Annotated in this window: 16 protein-coding genes; 4 read left to right on the top strand and 12 right to left on the bottom strand. The window is 59.2% G+C overall.

The features are described from left to right. Positions 1-5: 5 nt before the first annotated feature. The gene (locus U5A05_RS19225; RefSeq protein ID WP_261739468.1) at positions 6-3,071 is read left to right on the top strand and encodes an efflux RND transporter permease subunit; all 3,066 of its coding nucleotides are present in this window, start codon (positions 6-8) and stop codon (positions 3,069-3,071) included. 151 nt (positions 3,072-3,222) lie between these two features. Here the strand turns inward: U5A05_RS19225 and U5A05_RS19220 are convergent, their stop codons facing one another. Genes U5A05_RS19220 through plsB form a run of 3 tightly spaced genes read right to left on the bottom strand, consistent with a single transcriptional unit; the run spans position 3,223 to position 6,849 of the window. Beyond that, a complete protein-coding gene (locus tag U5A05_RS19220) occupies positions 3,223-3,912 on the bottom strand; it encodes a DUF4197 domain-containing protein (protein ID WP_261739467.1) in 690 nt (229 codons plus the stop codon). A 15-nt stretch (positions 3,913-3,927) separates the two neighbouring features. Continuing rightward, on the bottom strand, positions 3,928-4,326 hold the full coding sequence (locus U5A05_RS19215) for a YbaY family lipoprotein (RefSeq protein ID WP_261739466.1): 399 nt from the start codon (positions 4,324-4,326) through the stop codon (positions 3,928-3,930). A gap of 12 nt (positions 4,327-4,338) precedes the next feature. Beyond that, positions 4,339-6,849: a glycerol-3-phosphate 1-O-acyltransferase PlsB gene (gene plsB, locus U5A05_RS19210; RefSeq protein WP_321834384.1), complete on the bottom strand. Its 2,511-nt coding sequence runs from the start codon at positions 6,847-6,849 to the stop codon at positions 4,339-4,341. A gap of 240 nt (positions 6,850-7,089) precedes the next feature. Here plsB and U5A05_RS19205 point away from each other — a divergent pair, with 240 nt between their 5' ends. Then, positions 7,090-7,299 (top strand): cold-shock protein, encoded by a 210-nt coding sequence (locus U5A05_RS19205; protein WP_261739464.1) that lies wholly within the window; start codon positions 7,090-7,092, stop codon positions 7,297-7,299. Positions 7,300-7,459: 160 nt separating this feature from the next. Here U5A05_RS19205 and U5A05_RS19200 read toward each other — a convergent pair whose 3' ends face one another. The 4 genes from U5A05_RS19200 to U5A05_RS19185 all read right to left on the bottom strand — a co-directional run bounded on the left by U5A05_RS19200 (position 7,460) and on the right by U5A05_RS19185 (position 12,577). After that, a complete protein-coding gene (locus U5A05_RS19200) occupies positions 7,460-7,837 on the bottom strand; it encodes a hypothetical protein (protein WP_261739463.1) in 378 nt (125 codons plus the stop codon). An 80-nt stretch (positions 7,838-7,917) separates the two neighbouring features. Continuing rightward, positions 7,918-8,727, bottom strand: coding sequence for a putative RNA methyltransferase (locus tag U5A05_RS19195; protein WP_321834381.1), 810 nt, complete (start codon positions 8,725-8,727; stop codon positions 7,918-7,920). After that, positions 8,727-9,878: a succinyl-diaminopimelate desuccinylase gene (dapE, locus tag U5A05_RS19190; protein WP_321834380.1), complete on the bottom strand. Its 1,152-nt coding sequence runs from the start codon at positions 9,876-9,878 to the stop codon at positions 8,727-8,729. Before dapE ends, U5A05_RS19195 begins: the two co-directional genes overlap by 1 nt. Positions 9,879-9,985: 107 nt before the next feature. Then, positions 9,986-12,577: a glycosyltransferase gene (locus tag U5A05_RS19185; protein ID WP_261739460.1), complete on the bottom strand. Its 2,592-nt coding sequence runs from the start codon at positions 12,575-12,577 to the stop codon at positions 9,986-9,988. A 276-nt stretch (positions 12,578-12,853) separates the two neighbouring features. On the opposite strand from U5A05_RS19185, the gene tcdA reads away from it, so the two are divergent. After that, positions 12,854-13,672, top strand: a complete 819-nt coding sequence (gene tcdA, locus U5A05_RS19180; protein ID WP_261739459.1) for a tRNA cyclic N6-threonylcarbamoyladenosine(37) synthase TcdA — start codon at positions 12,854-12,856, stop codon at positions 13,670-13,672. 121 nt (positions 13,673-13,793) lie between these two features. Here the strand turns inward: tcdA and U5A05_RS19175 are convergent, their stop codons facing one another. Genes U5A05_RS19175 through U5A05_RS19160 form a run of 4 tightly spaced genes read right to left on the bottom strand, consistent with a single transcriptional unit; the run spans position 13,794 to position 16,890 of the window. Next, on the bottom strand, positions 13,794-14,198 hold the full coding sequence (locus U5A05_RS19175) for a SufE family protein (RefSeq protein WP_321834378.1): 405 nt from the start codon (positions 14,196-14,198) through the stop codon (positions 13,794-13,796). Then, entirely contained in the window at positions 14,195-15,400 is a 1,206-nt protein-coding gene (locus U5A05_RS19170; protein WP_321834377.1) for an aminotransferase class V-fold PLP-dependent enzyme, read from the bottom strand. Before U5A05_RS19170 ends, U5A05_RS19175 begins: the two co-directional genes overlap by 4 nt. 57 nt (positions 15,401-15,457) lie before the next feature. Then, positions 15,458-16,492: a 2,3,4,5-tetrahydropyridine-2,6-dicarboxylate N-succinyltransferase gene (dapD, locus tag U5A05_RS19165; protein ID WP_321834375.1), complete on the bottom strand. Its 1,035-nt coding sequence runs from the start codon at positions 16,490-16,492 to the stop codon at positions 15,458-15,460. Positions 16,493-16,527: 35 nt separating this feature from the next. Next, positions 16,528-16,890, bottom strand: a complete 363-nt coding sequence (locus tag U5A05_RS19160) for an ArsC family reductase (protein ID WP_321834373.1) — start codon at positions 16,888-16,890, stop codon at positions 16,528-16,530. A gap of 229 nt (positions 16,891-17,119) precedes the next feature. On the opposite strand from U5A05_RS19160, the gene U5A05_RS19155 reads away from it, so the two are divergent. Then, entirely contained in the window at positions 17,120-18,760 is a 1,641-nt protein-coding gene (locus U5A05_RS19155; RefSeq protein WP_261739455.1) for a Na+/H+ antiporter, read from the top strand. 175 nt (positions 18,761-18,935) lie between these two features. On the opposite strand, the gene dapC is transcribed toward U5A05_RS19155, so the two are convergent. Next, a complete protein-coding gene (dapC, locus tag U5A05_RS19150) occupies positions 18,936-20,135 on the bottom strand; it encodes a succinyldiaminopimelate transaminase (RefSeq protein ID WP_261739454.1) in 1,200 nt (399 codons plus the stop codon). Between the last annotated feature and the right edge of the window lie 26 nt (positions 20,136-20,161).

Genomic DNA, 20,161 nt, shown 5'->3' with positions numbered 1-20,161 from the left:
TCCCCATGGGTTTTAACCTTTCCGCATGGGCGTTGCGCAATCGCCAAATCGTACTGTTCCTGATGCTTTTGCTGGCAATTGTCGGCGGGCTTTCTTACACCAAATTAGGCCAAAGCGAAGACCCGCCGTTTACCTTCAAAGCCATGGTGATTCGAACCCTGTGGCCGGGTGCCACGGCTGAAGAAGTCTCGCGCCAAGTCACTGAGCGTATTGAAAAGAAACTGATGGAGACGGGCGAATACGAACGGATTGTCTCGTTTTCGCGCCCTGGTGAGTCGCAAGTGACCTTTATGGCACGCGACTCGATGCACTCAAACCAGATTCCGGAGTTGTGGTACCAGGTCCGCAAAAAGATCAGTGACATCCGTTACACCTTGCCGCCGGATGTGCAGGGGCCGTTTTTCAATGATGAGTTCGGCACCACCTTCGGCAATATCTACAGTTTAAGCGGCGAAGGTTACGACTACGCAGTGCTCAAGGACTACGCCGATCGCATCCAGATCCAACTGCAACGGGTCAAGGATGTAGGCAAGGTCGAGCTACTGGGGCTGCAGGACGAAAAAATCTGGATCGAGCTTTCCAACCTCAAGCTCGCAACCCTGGGCTTGCCGCTGGCGGCGGTGCAAAAGGCACTTGAAGAGCAAAATGCGGTATCGACTGCGGGCTTCTTCGAAACCCCGGCCGAACGTGTGCAATTGCGCGTCAGCGGTAATTTCAAAACGGTCGAAGAGATCGAACATTTCCCGATTCGCGTAGGTGAGCGCACCTTGCGGATCAGCGATGTGGCCGATGTGCGTCGTGGCTTTAATGACCCACCTGCGCCGCGTATACGCTTTATGGGCCAGGACGCAATTGGTCTGGCTGTAGCGATGAAAGATGGCGGCGATATTCTGGTGCTGGGCAAGGCGCTGGACACCGAGTTTGAACGAATCCAGAAGCATCTCCCGGCCGGCATGCAATTGGGCAAGGTCTCTGATCAGCCTGCGGCGGTGAAAACCAGCGTTGGCGAATTTGTGCAGGTGCTGGTGGAAGCACTGGTTATTGTGTTGCTGGTGAGTTTTTTCTCGCTGGGTATACGCACTGGCATGGTGGTGGCGCTGGCCATTCCGCTGGTGCTGGCAATGACCTTTGCCGCTATGCATTACTTCGGCATCGGGCTGCATAAAATCTCCCTGGGTGCTCTGGTGCTGGCGCTGGGCCTGTTGGTGGACGACGCGATCATTGCCGTGGAAATGATGGCGATCAAAATGGAGCAGGGCTACGACCGGCTCAAGGCGGCGAGCTTTGCCTGGACCAGCACTGCGTTCCCGATGCTCACCGGTACGCTGATTACCGCTGCGGGTTTCTTGCCGATTGCCATGGCGCAGTCGAGCACGGGCGAATACACCCGCTCGATTTTTCAGGTGGTGACCATTGCCCTGCTGGCGTCGTGGGTTGCGGCAGTAGTGTTTGTGCCGTACCTGGGCGCGCTGTTGTTGCCGGATCTGGCGAAGATCCATGCCGCCAAGCACGGCACCGGAGCTGGCGTGCCTGACCCCTATGCGACACCGTTTTACCAGCGGGTTCGACGGCTGGTGGAGTGGTGCGTGACGCGGCGCAAAACCGTGATAGCACTGACCGTACTGCTGTTCCTGGGGTCGGTAGTGTTGTTCAAATTCGTCCCTCAGCAGTTCTTTCCGGCGTCCAGCCGTCTGGAGCTGATGGTCGATATGAAACTGGCCGAAGGCGCTTCGTTGAGCAACACCACCGATCAGGTCAAACAGCTCGAAGCGCTGCTCAAGGATCACCCTGGGATCGCCAACTACGTGGCCTATGCCGGGACCGGCTCGCCACGTTTTTACCTGCCACTGGATCAGCAGTTGCCTGCGGCCAGCTTCGCCCAGTTTGTAGTGCTGGCCAAGACCATCGAGGACCGCGAAAACCTGCGCACCTGGTTGATTAGCACCCTTAACGAGCAGTTTCCGACAATACGGTCGCGGGTCACGCGTCTGGAGAACGGCCCGCCTGTGGGCTATCCGGTGCAGTTCCGGGTCACCGGTGAGCATATCGAAGAGGTAAGGGCACTGGCGCGCAAGGTGGCGGCCAAGGTTCGCGACAACCCTTATGTGGTGAACGTGCACCTGGACTGGGAAGAACCGAGCAAAGTGGTGTACCTCAATGTCGATCAGGACCGTGCTCGGGCCTTGGGCGTGAGCACGGCCAACCTGTCGCGCTTTTTGCAAAGCACCTTGCTTGGCTCAACCGTCAGTCAGTACCGCGAAGACAACGAGTTGATCGAGATTCTGCTGCGCGGCACGCCTCACGAACGCACTGAACTGTCATTGCTGCCGAGCCTGGCAGTGCCGACCGACAATGGCCAGAGCGTTGCCCTGTCGCAAATAGCGACCCTGGAATATGGCTTTGAAGAGGGCATTATCTGGCACCGCAACCGTCTGCCGACCGTGACCGTGCGTGCGGACATTTATGGCAAGGAGCAACCCGCAACTTTGGTACAGCAGATTTTGCCGACCCTTGAAGATGTACGCGCCGAGTTGCCGGATGGTTACTTGCTGGAAGTGGGCGGCACCGTTGAAGACTCCACCCGTGGTCAGGACTCGGTGAAAGCCGGTGTGCCGCTGTTTATCGTGGTGGTGCTGACGTTGTTGATGGTGCAGCTGCGCAGCTTCTCGCGCATGGTGATGGTGTTTCTGACGGCGCCGTTGGGCTTGATCGGTGTGACGCTGTTCCTGCTGCTGTTCGGCAAGCCATTCGGCTTTGTGGCGATGCTGGGCACCATTGCGCTGTCGGGGATGATCATGCGCAACTCGGTGATCCTGGTGGATCAGATCGAGCAGGACAAAGCGGCGGGGCTGGACCCGTGGCGGGCGATTATTGAAGCGACGGTGCGGCGTTTTCGCCCGATTGTGCTGACCGCGCTGGCGGCGGTGCTGGCAATGATCCCGCTGTCACGCAGCGTGTTCTTCGGCCCGATGGCGGTGGCCATCATGGGCGGGCTGATCGTGGCGACTGCGCTGACCCTGCTGTTTTTGCCGGCTTTGTATGCGGCGTGGTTCAAGGTGAGGAAGGTTTAAAGGCAAAAGCCCCTCACCCCAACCCTCTCCCCGAGGGTGAGGGGGCCGATTGGGGGATATTGGAGCGCCACAGCAGTCTGAAGATACTGCACTGAATCCGACAACAGCTCGGTCAGTCCCCTCTCCCTCCGGGAGGGGGCTAGGGTTGCTCTTAAAGCGTCCCAAACACCTTCTTGGCCAAACTGGTAGCTGCTGCTGCCGGGTTCTGGCGGATGGTTTCTTCCTGTTTGCCGATCATTTCGAACAAGCCATCCAGGGCTTTTTCGGTCACGTAGCTTTCGATATTGGCGCTTTTGGCGTCCACCACACCCAGCGTGGCCGCTTGCCCTGCGAATGCGTTGTACTGCTGGGCCAGACCAACCTTGTCCGTGGCGGCTTTGACGATTGGCAGGAACTTGGCGCGGATCTGTTCGCGGCTGCTTTTGTTCAGGTACTGGGTGGCTGAGTCCTGGCCTCCGGTGAGGATGCCCTTGGCATCTGCCACGCTCATGTTTTTCACCGCATTCACCAACAACACTTGGGCTTGTGGCACGGCCGCTTCTGCGGCCTTGTTCATGCTGGTTTCAAGTTGGTCGACCTGAGCGCCCATGCCGAATTGCTTCATCTTTTTCGCGACTTTACCGAGGTTGCCCGGCAACTCGATCTTGACCTCGGGGTTGTTGCTGAAACCACCGGGGGTACCCAGTTGCTTGACCGCAATCTGCGCACCTTGGGTCAGGGCGTCTTTAAGGCCGCCAGTGGCATCGCTTTGCGACAGATCGCTCAACGACAACGCCAGCGCGTTGGCCGAAATCAGCAGGCCTGCGCACAGGCCCGCGAAACGTAGAGAAGGACGCAGCATGGGGTAACTCCTTGATTAGCGAACCTGATCCACACGCAAACGGATCGGTTGCAGGGTTTTTGCATTCAGGTCGACGCTGTTGCGCTCAGTGCTGATAAACAGCAACTGGCCATTCTCTTCAATCCGCGCACTCACCGCATAGGTATGGCCGGGCTTGACCTGCGCCGGGTCATAAGTCAGGTGGAACGGTAGTGGCACCTGACCGTTGATTTGGCCACTTTGCTTGGCAAGCGTTACCGCCGGAGCGTCGGCCAGCGAGACATCCTGCAAGCTCACTTCCAGTGTAGCCGTAGGCGGCAGGGCAATACGTTGCAGGTAAAACACTTCACCGTCGAGGGACGCTTGCGGGGCTGAGGTCATGGAACTACAGGCTCCGAGCAGGGCTGTGAGGCTGAGTAAAAGTACTTTTTTCATGGGGAGCTCCTATCAAGATGTTTTTTCGAGCGCAAGCGGCGGCTGCTCTTGTGGGTCTTCGCTGCGGTGCAAGGCAACCTGGCGAATCGACAAGCGAATTTCGGCCGGCAATACACGTTTGGCGGCGCCTTCGGCCAGTTCGCCGAGCAGTTCGTGGTAGCTCAACTTACCGCTGGCATCACGGCGCAGTACGTCTTCTTCAAGCAATGTCTGGATAAAGTGGCGGAACAGGCTCTTGTCGAAAAACTCGGGAGCGTTGAGCCCGTGCAGGATCGAAAGCCGTTGGGCCATCATGGTGCACAAATCTTCCAGTTCTTCGGCGCTCAAGGTGTTCTGACCACTGTTGAGCAGCAAGGATATGGCCATGTAGAAGCGTTGCAGGGTTTGCGCAATGCTCCTGGACAACAGGGTCAGCAGTACAAAATGCCGCGAACTTGGCGCCGGGCGCAGGTACACGCCGTTTTCGAAGCGCAACAAGCCTTGTTCGACAAAAGCCTCGAGCCACTGGTCGACCACGCCGTCGAGTTCTTGCGCTGACCAGCGGATAAACAACTCCGATTGCAGGTACGGATACAGTGCGTGGGTGTAGCGCAGGATCTGTTCGCGGCTCATGCGCGAGGCGCTTTGGAAGAAGCTGGCCAGCAACGAAGGCAATGCAAAAATATGCAGCACGTTGTTGCGGTAATAGGTCATCAGGACTGCGTTCTGCTCATCCAGATAAAGGATTTTGCCCAGCGCATCGCTTTGCTCGGCGAGCAGGTTCATGTCTTTCACATGGTTGATCAGCGCCCGGCCGTCGCCTTCGGGCAAGGTGGTGTGCGGCGAGTAGGGTACGCGGCGCAGCAGGGCCAGATACAGATCCAGCACCCGCGCCATAGCCTGTTCGTCCAGTGCCAGTCGGGTGGTGGAAAGCAGGGCCAGCGCCACCAGGTTTACCGGATTGATGGCTGCCGCTTCATTCAAATGCTGAGCAACCTTTTCAGCCAGGCGATTGGTGGTTGGGCTCAACCATTCCGGGCGATACAGCGGCGCCAGTTCCTGCTGGCGCCAGCCCGGTTGCTCTTGTTCAAGAAACTCGGCGAGTTTGATCGGTTCACCAAAGTTGACCGCGACCTGACCGAACTTCTGTTTTTTAAGGGCGCCAATTACTTTGAAAATATCGAAAATCGATTCTTTCTTCTTGCTCGCACCGCGCAATTCGCCCAAGTAGGTACGACCCTCGAGTACGCGCTCGTAGCCGATGTAGACCGGTACAAACACAATCGGTGTACGCGATGAACGCAAGAAGCTGCGCACGGTGATGGCCAGCATTCCGGTTTTCGGTTGCAGCATGCGCCCGGTGCGGGAGCGACCGCCTTCGACGAAGTACTCCACCGGGAAACCTTTGGTGAACAAGGTATGCATGTATTCGTTGAACACCGAGGTGTACAGCGGGTTGCCCTTGAAGGTGCGGCGCATGAAAAAAGCCCCGCCCCGACGCAGCAGGCGGCCCAGTACCGGCATGTTCAGGTTGATCCCGGCGGCGACATGCGGCGGGGTCAGACCATTGCGAAACAGCAGGTAGGACAGCAGCAGGTAGTCGATATGGCTACGGTGGCACGGCACGTAAATAATTTCGTGGCCTTGGGCGACCTTTTGCACGCTCTCGATATGGTTGACCTTGACCCCGTCATAAATCTTGTTCCAGAACCAGCTCAGGAGCACTTCGAAAAAACGGATCGCGGTGTAGGTGTAGTCGGATGCGATTTCATTGGCGTAGCGCAGCGCCTGGGCTCGGGCCTTGTCCGGCGAGATGTTCTCGCGCTCGGCTTCATCGAGGATCGCCTGGCGCACGGCAGGCTCGTTGACCAGGCCCTTGACCAGGTTGCGACGGTGCGACAGATCGGGGCCGATGGTGGCGGTTTTCAGGTTGCGAAAGTGCACCCGCAAAATGCGTTGGGCCATGCGCACGGTGCGTTCGTGGCCTTTGTTGAGGTCGATCAGTTCGCGCAAATGAATCGGTGCCGAGAACTGCACGCGGGTTTTGCGGCCCAGTATCAGGATCCGCAGCATGCGGCGCAGGCGCCCGGTCACTGCCCAGCTGTCGGCAAACAGTAGCTTCCAGGGGCTCGATTCGCTGTCCGGGGACTGGCCCCAAAACACGCTGACTGGAATGATTTGCGCATCTTCGCCCGGATTGTGGGTCAGGCCGTCGACCAGACGGGTCAACACCGGCGGTGCCCCGCGCTTGTCCTGACGGCCCAGCCAGTCTGGCTCGGGGGTCAGGTAAAAGAAGGCGGCAGGCTCAATCATCTCGCCCACGGCGACCGGCAATACCGGGCGCGGCAGACCGGCCTTGGAGCATTCGGTGTCGACCACGGCCAGTTCGGTCAGCGAAGGCGATTGCAACACATAGAACACCGGTCGGCTGCGATCCAGGTTCAGGGAAAGGGAAGACTGATTAATCGTCTCCGAGCGCACCCACAGGTACAGCAAGCGACGCAGGGCGCCAAATACAAGGCGGCGGAACGGGGAGGGGGTCATACGGCTTCTGCGTTAGTGGATTAAACGAGTGTTTACTCGGTCGGGTAGTTTGCCGTATCTCCGGAAAATCGGCAAAAAAGCGGCGAACTAATATTGATTGAGTGTTTTTTTGCCTGACTTATACTCGGTGTTCTTTCGCGATTGTGCGTAAGACCGAATCTTCAAAGATCAGCGTTAAACGATAGTTCTCAAAGGGCCAATTAACGAGCCCGATCAATAATAAAAAGGGGGAAAGGTTCCATGACAACGCGCGTAACAGGCAATGTGAAGTGGTTCAACGATGCCAAGGGCTACGGCTTTATTCAGTGTGAAAACGGGGCTGATGTGTTTGTGCATTACCGCGCTATTCGCGGTGAAGGCCATCGCAGTCTGGCTGAAGGCCAGCAGGTCGAATACACCCAGGTCACCGGTGACAAGGGCTTGCAGGCCGAGGATGTAGTGGGGTTGTAACGCCAGCCTTGTAGCAGCTGCCGAAGGAACGAGGCTGCGTTCGGCGGCGAAGCCGTTGTAGAACGTGAGCGCGCAGCTTATCTGAGCCTGCGCGTGGCCTGACTTTACGACGGCTTCGCCGCCGAACGCAGCTTCGTTCCTTCGGCAGCTGCTACGGCACTCAGGAACCAGTTTTCCAGGTGATTTCTTCCTGGCCGTCTTCGCTGATACGAATCCAGCGGTCGGCGTCGGCCTCGCCCTGTTCTTCGACCCAGCTACCCGGCGCGCAACGTACTTCCACGTTCAGCGCTTTAAAGGCTGCGTGGGCGCAAGTGATGTCGTCTTCCCACGGCGTTTTATCGCTGTCCAGATACAGGCTGTTCCATTTGCCGACGGCTTTTGGCATCCAGGTAACGGGTACGTCGCCTGCGGTACACTTCCAGGTTTCGCCTTTCTTTTTCCATTCCGTGCACGGGCCCAGCACTTTCGCGAGCCAGGCTTCGACGTCTTTGTAAGTGACCGCTTCTTTCAGGTAAATCTCGATATCGGGTTGGCGCATGGATGTCCTCACTGTGGGTCTGAAAAATCCACTCGCGGATTAATCGGATCAAGGGCGTATGCCCCTGACCGTAAAGTTGGTTATTGAAGAACGAAGTAATCGTAGCGCATCGAAACCGTCACCACTAAAGGCTCGGGGTGTTCGATGACCTGGGCCCGACGCTCGGCGCTGGCGCGCCAGCCATGGGGGGTCATGGCCAGCAGGTTGGCGCGATCCTGGGATTCGCTCAAGCTGAGTGTGAACTCCAGGGTTTCGCTGTGTTGCAACTGCATGCCTTCGGGCACCAGGGCCAGGTGTTTGTCGTCGGCATAGTCGCGTACTTCGTCGTACAGTCGTTCGCGCAATTGCATCAAATGCCCGCGGGTTGGGCCGATACGCATCAGGCCGCCGCCCGGGGTCAGCAGGCGCTTGGCTTCGAGCCAATCCAGCGGGCTGAATACGCTGGCCAAAAACTGGCAACTGGCGTCGGCCATAGGCACGCGGGCCATGCTGGCGATCAACCAGGTCAGTTGCGGGTTGCGTTTGCAGGCGCGCTTGACCGCTTCGCGGGAGATATCCAGCGCGTAGCCATCCGCGTTGGGCAGCGCCTCGGCGATTTGCGCGGTGTAGTAACCCTCGCCACAGCCGATGTCGAGCCAGCGTTGCGGTGCGCGCTCGGCTGCCAATTCCGCCAGGCGTTTGGCCACCGGTGCGTAATGGCCAGCGTTGAGAAAGTCGCGGCGGGCCTCGACCATGGCCTGGTTGTCGCCAGGGTCGCGGCTGTTTTTGTGTTGCACTGCCAGCAAGTTCAAATAACCCTGGCGGGCACGGTCAAAGCTATGCCCGGCTGGGCAGGCCACGCCATTGTCGACCGCATGCAGCGGCTCGGAGCAGATTGGGCAGGCAAGCATCAGGCGAGCAACTTGATCAGGGTCTGGTAGTAGATTTCGGTCAGCACATCAAGATCGCTGGCCAGAACCCGTTCGTTGACCTGGTGAATGGTCGCGTTGACCGGCCCCAGCTCTACAACTTGCGTGCCCAGGGTGGCGATAAAGCGCCCGTCGGACGTGCCGCCGCTGGTGGAGGCTTTGGTTTCGCGGCCGGTCACCTGCTTGATGCTCGACGATACCGCGTCCAGCAGAGCGCCTGGCTCGGTCAGGAATGGCAGCCCGGACAGCGCCCACTCGATGTGCCAGTCCAGATCGTGCTTGTCCAGAATGTCCGCCACGCGTTTTTGCAGGCCTTCAACGGTGGATTCGGTCGAGAAGCGGAAGTTGAACACCGCTACCAGATCACCGGGGATCACGTTGGTCGCGCCAGTACCGGAGTTGAGGTTGGAAATCTGGAAGCTGGTCGGCGGGAAAAAGGTGTTGCCGTTGTCCCAGTGCTCGGCGGCCAGTTCGGTCAGTGCGGGTACTGCGAGATGAATCGGATTCTTGGCCAGATGCGGGTAGGCCACATGGCCTTGCACACCGCGCACGGTGAGCTTGGCGCCCAGCGAGCCGCGCCGGCCGTTTTTAACCACGTCACCCACCAGCGTGGTGCTCGACGGTTCGCCGACGATGCACCAGTCCAGACGTTCGTTGCGGGCAGCGAAACGCTCAATCACCGCCTTGGTGCCGTGATGGGCCGGGCCTTCTTCGTCGCTGGTAATCAGAAATGCGACCGAACCCTTGTGGTCCGGGTAGTCGGCGACGAAGCGCTCAGCAGCCACCAGCATGGCGGCCAGGCTGCCTTTCATATCGGCAGCACCACGACCACAAAGCATGCCGTGCTCATCGATCAGCGCATCAAACGGGTCGTTTTGCCAGGCTTGCACCGGGCCGGTCGGCACTACGTCGGTGTGACCGGCGAAGCACAGTACCGGGCCTTCGTGTTTGCCGTGGGTGGCCCAGAAGTTGTCGACGTCTTCGATGCGCATCGGCTCAAGCTTGAAGCCTGCATCGCCCAGGCGCTGCATCATCAGCTTCTGGCAGTCGGCATCGATCGGCGTCACGGATGGGCGACGGATCAGATCGCAGGCAAGTTGCAGGGTCGGCGAAAGGTCGGCGTGGGCCGTCATGGTATGGACTCCGAAGCGGGACAGGTGCGGGGCGGCACGGCACAAAAGGGCGGTTATCTTAAAGCAAAACGGCGACCAGAGGCCGCCGTTTAGTGGTTGCAGTCAATTTATGCAGCAGGTTGTTCTTCTGCTTCTTCGACCGGTTTGGGCAACGAAGACATAAAGGCCATGATCAACGCCGCCAGATACGGCAGCGATTGCACCAGCAGCATCACCACCCAGAAACGCATGTCGTTGCTTGGCAGGCCTTGTACCAGGAAGATCCCCAGCGCAGCGCCCCAAAGCAGCAGCATGATGAACACTTCTTCGCGGGCTTCCGAGATCGCGACCCAAAAGCCGTGGTTATCGGCGTTTTTAGGTGTACGGAAGAACGGAATGCTGGTGGTGAAGAACCCGTAGAGCACCGCTTTGGCGATGGTATGGGACAACGCCAGCCCGGCCAGAGCCGCGGCAAATGCATCCTTGAGGTTAACCCCCACTGCACGACGGTACAGGAAGATGATCTTGCCAACCTTGAACACAAACAGTGCCAATGGCGGGATAGCGAAAATCAGCAGCGGCGGATCGACCCGCGTCGGCACAATAATCATTGCCGCCGACCACAACAGGGCACCCACGGTGAAGAAGATGTTCATACCATCGGCCACCCACGGCAACCAGCCCGCAAGGAAGTGATAGCGCTGACCACGGGTCAGTTCCGTGTCTTTGCCGCGCAGCAGGCTGGAGGTGTGACGCTTGATAATCTGAATCGCACCGTAGGCCCAGCGGAACCGCTGTTTCTTGAAGTCGATAAAGGTGTCAGGCATCAGGCCCTTGCCGTAGCTATTGTGCGAATAAGCTGCTGAATAACCTTTTTCGAACACACGCAGGCCCAGCTCGGCGTCTTCACAGATGCACCAGTCCGCCCAGCCGAGCTCTTCGAGCACGGAGCGTCGGGTCATGGTCATGGTGCCGTGCTGAATGATCGCGTCACGGTCGTTGCGGGTGACCATACCGATATGGAAGAAGCCCTTGTATTCCGAGTAGCAGAGCTTCTTGAACTTGCTTTCGTTCTGGTCGCGGTAGTCCTGGGGCGATTGCACGATGGCGATTTTCGGGTCGGCAAAGTGCGGCACCATGTGCTTGAGCCAGTTGCGGTCCACGCAGTAATCGGAGTCGATCACCGCGATCACTTCGGCATCCGGCGCGGTGTGCGGGATCAGGTAGTTCAACGCGCCGCCCTTGAAGCCAGCCAGAGGCGCGACGTGGAAGAACTTGAAGCGTGGGCCGAGGGTGGCGCAGTAGTCGCGCACCGGCTCCCAGACCGCCGGGTCCTTGGTGTTGTTGTCGATGATCAACACTTCGAAATCGGGATAGTCGAGGTTCGCGAGGGCGTCGAGGGTCTGTTTGACCATCTCCGGCGGCTCGTTGTAGCACGGCACATGGATTGAGACTTTCGGGCGATAGGCATCGTCGGCTTCGACCGGTAAAAATTCCCGTCGCCGTTTGTGCGTCCATACCGCCTCGGCCAGTTCATGGGCCTCGGTAAGCAGGACGATAAACACCCCGAGTGCACCCAATCCGAGCAAGAAGCCCACGGTCAGGCTAAACCAGGTGCTGTATTGCTGGCTGTAGTCGTAACCGATCCAGACCAGCACCGACCCGCACAGGAACGCGGTAAAGGTCAGGAAGGTTCGGCCACGCTGGCGCAAGGCCGAACCGTCGATCAGCAGCAGTGCCAGCGACAGCAGGCCCATGACCACTGAGCCAATTGCCAGCACGCGCCACTGTGGAATCGCGACCACCGGGCCTTCAAAGTTGAATTTTTGCTGACGAGCAGCGTTGTACACGCCCCAGTACGCGCCCACCGAGCCTTCATCGCTGGCCTTCCACGGCTGGTCGAAGGCTTCGATCACAAAGTAGTTGTAACCGCGACGGTTCAGGGTGTTGACCAGTGTACGCAGGTAAATCGCCTGGTCGGCCGGAGTGGCATCAGCGCCACCGCGCATGCGGCCATTGCTCGGCCAGCCAACCTCCGACAGCAGCAGTGGTTTTTTCGGGAACATCTTTTTCAGGTCGCGGGCACGGTCCAGTACAAACTGCCCCGCCTCGTCCACCGGGATAAACTCCCAGTACGGCAGAATGTGCGCGGCGATCAGGTCAACGTGCTTGGCCAGTTGCGGGTATTTCTCCCAGATATGCCATTGCTCGGACGTAGTGACCGGCACCTTGACTGCAGCGCGAACCCGATCCAGCAACACGATCAGGTCTTCAGGGGTGATTTCTTCGCGGAACAGGGCTTCGTTACCCACCACAACCCGCACCACGCTGCGCGAGTTATTGGCCAGTTCGATGGCTCTCTGGATTTCGCGTTCGTTGCGCTCCAGATCAGGGCTGATCCAGATCCCGATGGTCACGCGCAAACCGAATTCTTCCGCCAGCTTGGGGATATCCCCCAAGGTGCCGTCGACCGAGTAGGTCCGAATGTTGTCGGTCAGCTTGCTCATGATTTCCAGATCGCGACGCATTTCATCGTCGGTCGGGTATTGGTCTTTCTGCGGGTACTGGCCTTGCTGGAACGGCGAGTACGAAAAGCCGGAGATTTGCTCGGGCCAGTTCGGTGCAGAAACCGGGCGATTAATCAGTGCCCAGAAGCCTGTGAACAGGGCGGCGATGGCCAATACCACCACCAGGTTGAGTCCAAATTTACGCGATGACATAACTATTTCGGGTTCCAAAGGGAGTGGAACGAAGATCGCTCGGCGGGTGCCAAACGGCGCGCATCCTACACTGTGCTCTGACCCATCGTATAGCTGACGGAATTGGGTCTGGCATTTGGCAGTTGCAGCCGACTTAAGTTCTTTCTTTATTACTTGTAGCTCTTATCTCTCTACTCAGCAGGCTATTAAAGCAGGCTTGGTCGCCTAGCCTGTAGGAAAGATACTCAATGCAATGTAAGCCCCCTATAATGCGCGCCGGTTTTTGGGGTGTTGGTCATGAGTACAGAAGATCCACGTTTTGCCGGTGTAGCCCGGTTATATGGGCTGGAAGGCCTTGAGCGACTGAAGGCGGCGCATGTGGCGATCGTCGGTGTGGGCGGTGTCGGGTCGTGGGCGGCAGAAGCGATTGCGCGATGCGGCGTCGGCGAGATTTCGCTGTTTGACCTGGATGATGTTTGCGTCAGCAACAGCAATCGGCAGTTGCACGCCTTGAGCACGACCGTTGGTCGGGACAAGGTCGAAGTCATGGCCGAGCGTCTGCGTCAGATCAACCCGGATTGTGTGGTCCACGAAGTGGCGGATTTCGTAACGCGCGAAACCATGGCCGAGTACATCACCCCCAATATTGATTGTGTGATCGACTGCATCGACAGCGTGAATGCCAAGGCCGCACTGATTGCCTGGTGCAAGCGCCGCAAGATTCAGATCATCACAACTGGCGGCGCGGGCGGGCAAATCGACCCGACGCTGATTCAGGTTTGCGACTTGAACCGTACGTTCAATGACCCGCTGGCCTCGAAAGTGCGTTCGACCTTGCGCCGCGATTACGGTTTTTCTCGCACCATGACCCGCCATTACAGCGTGCCATGCGTGTTCTCCACCGAGCAGCTGCGCTATCCCAAGCCTGATGGCAGCATCTGCTTGCAGAAGAGTTTCGTCGGCGATGGGGTGAAGCTGGATTGCGCAGGTGGTTTTGGCGCGGTGATGATGGTGACGGCGACTTTCGGTATGGTGGCGGCCACCAAGGCAGTGGACAAAATCGTGGCTGGGGTCAGGCGACCTTCGGAGCGGGTGAAGCCTGCACCACAGGAATAAGGCTCGCCTCGGACCTGACCTGTGGGAGCGGGCTTGCTCGCGATAGTATCGGCGCGGTTTTTCAGATGAACCGAATCGCCCGCATCGCGATCAAGCCCGCTCCCAGAGAGGGCGGCAATGGCTAGCCTGCCAGTTCCCGCATCCTCACCAACACTGCATTCAGCCCATTGCTACGCGATGGCGACAGCTGGCGACTCAGGCCCAGTTGGTTGAACCACTCGGGCAGGTCGACCTGCTGCAGCGCTTGCGTCGATAACCCGTTCACCCGCGCCAACAGCAACGCCACCAGCCCGCGAATCAGTCGCGCCTCGCTGCTGGCAGCAAATTGCCAATGGCCATCTACTTGCTCACCCACCAGCCACATCAGGCTTTCACAGCCATGCACGCGATTGGCTTCGGTTTTGTCGGCATCGTTCAGTTCCGGCAAACGCTGGCCCCATTGCATCAGCAGGCGTGCACGCTGCTCCCAGCCGGAGCAGTGCTCAAAACTATCGAGTGCAGCCTGTGCGTCGGCGGGCAGGGTCATTGCAGTAGCTCCAGCGCCTGATCGAGCGCGACGAAGAAACGCTCGAGGTCTTCAGAATCGTTGTACAGCGCCAGCGAGACACGGATGGCGCCTGCCAGACCAAAACCTTTCAGCAGTGGCATGGCGCAGTGGTGCCCGGCGCGTACGGCAATCCCCTGTTCGGTGAGCAAGTGCGCCAGGTCGGCGTTGTGCACGCCCTCGACCACGAAGCTGACCAGCGCCAGTTGCGGCGACCCCAGCAGGCGAATGCCCTGACGCTGTTTCAAACCTTCGACCAGTAGCGCATGCAGTGCCGCTTCGTGGGCCTCAACCGCTGTCTGATCAAGGTTGGCCAAATAGTTGAGGGTGGCGCCCAGCGCAATCACGCTGGCAATCGGCGGGGTGCCCGCTTCAAAGCCCAGCGGTGCCGGACGAAATGTGGCGTGCTGGTAGTCGGCGTCTTGCACCATCTCACCACCAAACTGCCAGTGCTGCAGGCGGGCCAGTGCTTCGTGGCGACCGAACAGTACACCCAGCCCGTCGGGGCCGTAGAGCTTGTGGCTGGAAAACACATAGAAGTCGCAGCCCAGCACTTGCACGTCATGGCGACCATGCACGACGCCCTGTGCGCCATCGACCACTGTCAGTGCATCGTGGGCCTTGGCCATTGCCAGCAACGCGGGCAGGGGTTGCCACACGCCGAGCACGTTGGACAGTTGGCTCACGGCCAGCAGGCGGGTACGCGGGGTGATCAGGCGTGCCGCGGCATCGAGGTCGATCACTCCGTCGGCATCCAGAGGCAATACCACCAGAGTCAGTTTTTTGCGCTGTGCAAGCTGTTGCCACGGCAGCAGGTTGGCGTGGTGTTCCAGAGCGCTGATAACAATTTCATCGCCCGGATTGAATTGGTGCTCCAGGCCATAGGCCAGAAGGTTCAGCGCCGAGGTGGCGCCGTGGGTGAAAACAATTTGCCCGCACTCGCCAGCATTGAGCCATTGCGTCACTTTGTGGCGGGTGTTTTCAAATGCCTGAGTCGCGTGGGCACCCGGCAAATGCTGGGCCCGGTGCACATTGGCTGCGCCATTGGCGTAGTAATGCGTCAGTGCGTCGAGCAGGGCTTGGGGTTTTTGTGTGGTTGCAGCGTTGTCCAGATAGGTCTGGTCCTGACGTTGCAAGGCGGCGATGGCAGGGAAGTCAGCGCGCCAAGGAGAAGGCAAAAGCATGGTGTGGGGCTCTGTCGACGAAGCCAGAGACTGGCTCCGTCAGTTGCAGATAAACGCTTAGTTGTGAGCGTGCAGTGCTTCGTTCAGCTCGATGGCCGACTTGTGGGTTTTGCATTCCACAGCGCCAGTTTGCGAGTTGCGACGGAACAGCAGGTCAGGCTGGCCGGCCAGATCACGGGCTTTGAGCACTTTGACCAGTTGGTTGTTTTCATCCAGCAGGGCCACTTTGGTGCCCGCGGTCAGGTACAGGCCCGACTCGACGGTGTTGCGGTCGCCCAACGGGATACCGATACCGGCGTTGGCGCCGATCAGGCAGCCTTCGCCAACCTTGATCACGATGTTGCCACCGCCCGACAAAGTACCCATGGTCGAGCAGCCGCCGCCCAGGTCCGAACCCTTGCCGACGAATACGCCAGCCGAGACACGACCTTCGATCATGCCCGGGCCTTCGGTGCCCGCGTTGAAGTTGACGAAACCTTCGTGCATCACGGTGGTGCCTTCGCCAACGTAAGCGCCCAGGCGAATACGTGCCGCGTCAGCGATACGCACGCCAGCCGGAACCACGTAGTCGGTCATTTTCGGGAACTTGTCGACCGAGAACACTTCCAGCAGTTCGCCACGCAGGCGCGCTTCGAGTTGACGCTCTGCCAGCTCGCCCAGGTCGATGGCGCCTTGGGTGGTCCATGCCACGTTTGGCAGCAGCGGGAACACACCGGCCAGGTTCAGGCCATGCGGCTTGACCAGGCGATGGGACAGCAAGTGCAGCTTGAGGTAAGCCTCAGGCGTGGAGGTCAGGGTGGCGTCTTCGGCCAGCAGGGTTGCGACCAGTGGCTTGTGGCTTTCGGCCAGACGGGTCAGCAGGGCTGCTTGAGCAGCGTCGAGCGGCTTAACGGCTTCAGCCATTTGTGCGGCTTGAGCGGTGGTAAAGGTGATTGCCTGATTGCCGCCGGTGTAGCCCAGGATTGGGGCTACGGCTGCGATCAGCTCGACCGATGGATTGATCAGGGGTTGTGCGTAGAACACTTCCAGCCATGCGCCTTGACGGTTTTGGGTGCCGACGCCGAAGGCTGCGCTGAACAGGGTAGTAGACATGCAATTACCTCTTACAAAAATAAATGGGCGGTCGTTTAAAGAAGCGCCGCCGCATAAAGATCAGGCTTGAAGCCAATCAGGGTTTTGTCCCCGAGATCCAGCACCGGGCGCTTGATCATCGAGGGTTGGGCGAGCATCAGTTCAATGGCTTTGGCTTGGTCGAGATCGGCTTTGCGTTCGTCGTCGAGCTTGCGAAAGGTTGTACCGGCGCGATTGAGCACCACTTGCCAGCCGTGCTCGTTGCACCACTGGGTCAGGTGTTCACGGTCAATGCCGCTGCTTTTGTAGTCATGGAAGTCGTAGCGCACTGCATGTTCATCCAGCCAGGTGCGAGCCTTTTTCATGGTATCGCAGGCTTTGATGCCGAAAAGGTGCAACGTCTTGCTTGAATCGTTCACGGAAATTGCCCCTCCTTTGGAGATGCTGTAAATGAGCAGTCGAGGATTATGCCATGGGTCGCGTGCTTGGGCGTGGATGGCTTGAGCATCGCACGCTCTTGTGACATGTCGTCGCACTGCGACTTATGTTCAGACTCAAGATTTGTCGCTAGCGGCTACTATGACCTGCAATGCAAAAATGTTGCTAGCTGTGTCTAGTAGAAGCTGAAAGTTTGGGAACCTTGTAGATATGCAAACCGCCTATACCGTACTCATCCTGCTAATGCTGGTGAGTGTCTCGCGTCTGTTGGGACGCTTGATTCCCTTGCCTTTGCCGTTGGTGCAGATAGCTGCAGGTGCCGTGTTGGCCTGGCCGACTCTGGGCCTGCATGTGGCTCTGGACCCTGAATTGTTTCTGTTTCTGTTCTTGCCGCCGTTGCTGTTCTCGGATGGCTGGCGCATGCCAAAACGTGAGTTCTGGCGCCTGCGTGGGCCGATTCTGACGCTGGCCGTAGGCCTGGTGCTGTTTACGGTAGTGGGTGCCGGTTATTTCATTCATTGGTTGCTGCCGACCATTCCGTTGCCTGTGGCGTTTGCCCTGGCTGCGGTGTTGTCGCCCACCGATGCGGTAGCGGTGTCGGCCATCGCCCAAAACCGGTTGCCAGCGCCCTTGATGCATATGCTTCAAGGCGAGGCGTTGATGAATGACGCAACGGGTCTGGTGACGTTCAAGTTCGCACTGGTAGCGGCCATTACCGGGGTGTTTTCCTTGGCCAACGCCAGCCTGACTTTTGTCCTGGTGGCTTGCGGTGGGCTGGCCATCGGCGTGGCCTTGAGCTGGTTGGTGGGGCGCTTGCGTTCGTGGATGATCGCCCGTGGCTGGGATGACCCGGCGACTCATGTGGTGTTCATGTTGCTGCTGCCCTTTGCCGCCTATGTGTTGGCTGAACGTTTGGGGGCGTCGGGGATTTTGTCGGCCGTAGCCGCAGGCATGATGCAGAGCTGGCTGGACTTGCTGCCGCGTCAGACCAGCACCCGGTTGCTTAATCGCAGTGTGTGGTCGCTGCTGGAGTTTGCGTTTAACGGTCTGATCTTCTTGTTGCTGGGCCTGCAACTGCCGGACATCATCAAGGCCGTAGTCCACCTTGAACCAACCCTGTGGCCGGCTTTGATGTACCGCTGTCTGGACGTAGTCGCGATTTTTCTGGTGTTGTTGGCGCTGCGTTTTATCTGGGTGCAGAGCATCTGGCGCCTGTCCGGCCTGTTGCGTCGCTGGCGCGGCAAGGGCGAGCTGACAATGGTGCCGACCGCACGCTCCTGCTGGCTGCTGACCGTAGGCGGGGTGCGTGGGGCAGTGACGCTGGCGGGGGTGATGTCGATACCGCTGTTGCTGAACGAGGGATTGGATTTTCCTGAGCGTGACCTGCTGATCTTCATTGCGGCGGGGGTGATCTTGCTGTCGCTGGTGGCGGCCTGTATTGCGCTGCCCTTGTTGTTACGCGGCATCCAGAAAGGCCCGGACGATGCGATGCGCAATGAGGTGCGCGAGGCCTGGCGGCGTACGGCAGAAGCTGCGATTCACGCGCTGGAGGCTGAAGATGTGGTCGACGGGCCGCAGGATGCAGCACAGGCAGCCCTGGCGGCGGAACTGAAGGCGCGGATCATGTCGGAATACCGCCATCAGCTGGCGGTGTACAACGACTCGGCAGAGGCGCAGGCACTGGCTACGCAGATGGACCAGTTGGAAAGCCGATTGCGTCTCAAGGCGCTGCGGGCACAGCGGCTGGAGCTGTACAGCTTGCGTCGGCATCACGAAATCGGCGATGACGCGTTGGGTGAGATCCTCAAGGATCTGGACTTGAGCGAGGCGAATCTTGGGGCGGTGAAGTAACGGCTTGATAAAACCGTAGCAGCTGCCGAGGAACGAAGGCTGCGTTCGAGCGCGCAGCGGTCGTAAATCAGGCATATGCGGGTGTCACTGATAAACCGCATTTGCCGGACTTACGGCGGCTGCGCCGCCGGACGCAGCCTCGTTCCTTCGGCAGCTGCTACAGGGTCGCGAGGGGTTAGCGGCGGCGCTGGATAAAGTCGCGGATGCGCTCGGCGGCTTCCACGCATTCAGCCAGTGGTGCAACCAGTGCCATGCGCACGCGGCCTGCGCCGGGGTTGAAGCCGTCGACTTCGCGGGACAGGTATGAACCCGGAACCACGGTCACATGCTCTTCTGCGAACAGGTCGCGGCAGAATTCGGCGTCGTCGCCTTCAACCTTGGGCCACAGGTAAAAACCGCCATCCGGTCGCTGTACATCCAGCACCGGGGCCAGAATCTCCAGCACCGCATCGAACTTCTCGCGATACAGATCACGGTTGGTACGCACGTGAGCTTCGTCGTTCCAGGCGGCAATGCTGGCCAGTTGGGTCTGAACCGGCATGGCGCAGCCGTGGTAGGTGCGATACAGCAGAAATGCCTTGAGGATCTCTGCATCGCCCGCCACGAACCCTGAACGCAAACCTGGCAGGTTCGAGCGCTTGGACAGGCTGTGGAACACCACACAACGTTTGAAATCTTCGCGGCCCAGTGCCACGCAAGCGCTGAGCAGGCCAACCGGCGGCGTTTGCTCGTCGAAGTACAGCTCGCTGTAGCATTCGTCAGCAGCGATCACGAAGTCGTATTCGTCGGCCAGTGCGATCAGTTTTTTCAAGGTGTCGAGCGGGATCAGTGCACCGGTAGGGTTGCCCGGCGAGCACAGGAACAGGATCTGGCAGCGCTTCCAAATGTCGGGCGTAACAGCGTCGAAATCCGGGTTGAAACCATGTTCGGCCAGGCAGGGCAGGTAGTGCGGCTGGGCGCCTGCAAGGAAGGCTGCGCCTTCATAGATCTGGTAGAACGGGTTCGGGCTGACGACCAGAGCATCGTCGCCACGGTTGACCACGGTTTGGGTGAAGGCGAACAAGGCTTCACGGGTGCCGTTGACCGGCAGGATGTTGCGCGCCGGATCGAGCCAGCCTTTTGGTACGTTGAAGCGACGCTCGGCCCAGCCAGCGATGGCTTCACGCAGCGCCGGGATGCCCAATGTGGTCGGGTAGACCGCCATCTGGTCGAGGTTGTCAGCCAGCGCCTTGGCCACGAAGTCCGGTGAGCGGTGTTTTGGTTCGCCAATCGACAGCGCAATCGGGCGTTTGTCGGCGTTGGGCTGCACGCTGCCAAGCAGGGCGCGCAGTTTCTCGAACGGGTAAGGCTGTAGCTGTTTTAGAGCGTTGTTCATGGGGTGCGGGTCTCACTCGGCGGCGG

Source organism: Pseudomonas kulmbachensis, from assembly GCF_963681935.1.
GTDB lineage: Bacteria > Pseudomonadota > Gammaproteobacteria > Pseudomonadales > Pseudomonadaceae > Aquipseudomonas > Aquipseudomonas kulmbachensis.
The sequence above is the reverse complement of the archived record's forward strand: the minus strand, read 5'-3'. Positions and strand labels throughout refer to the sequence as shown.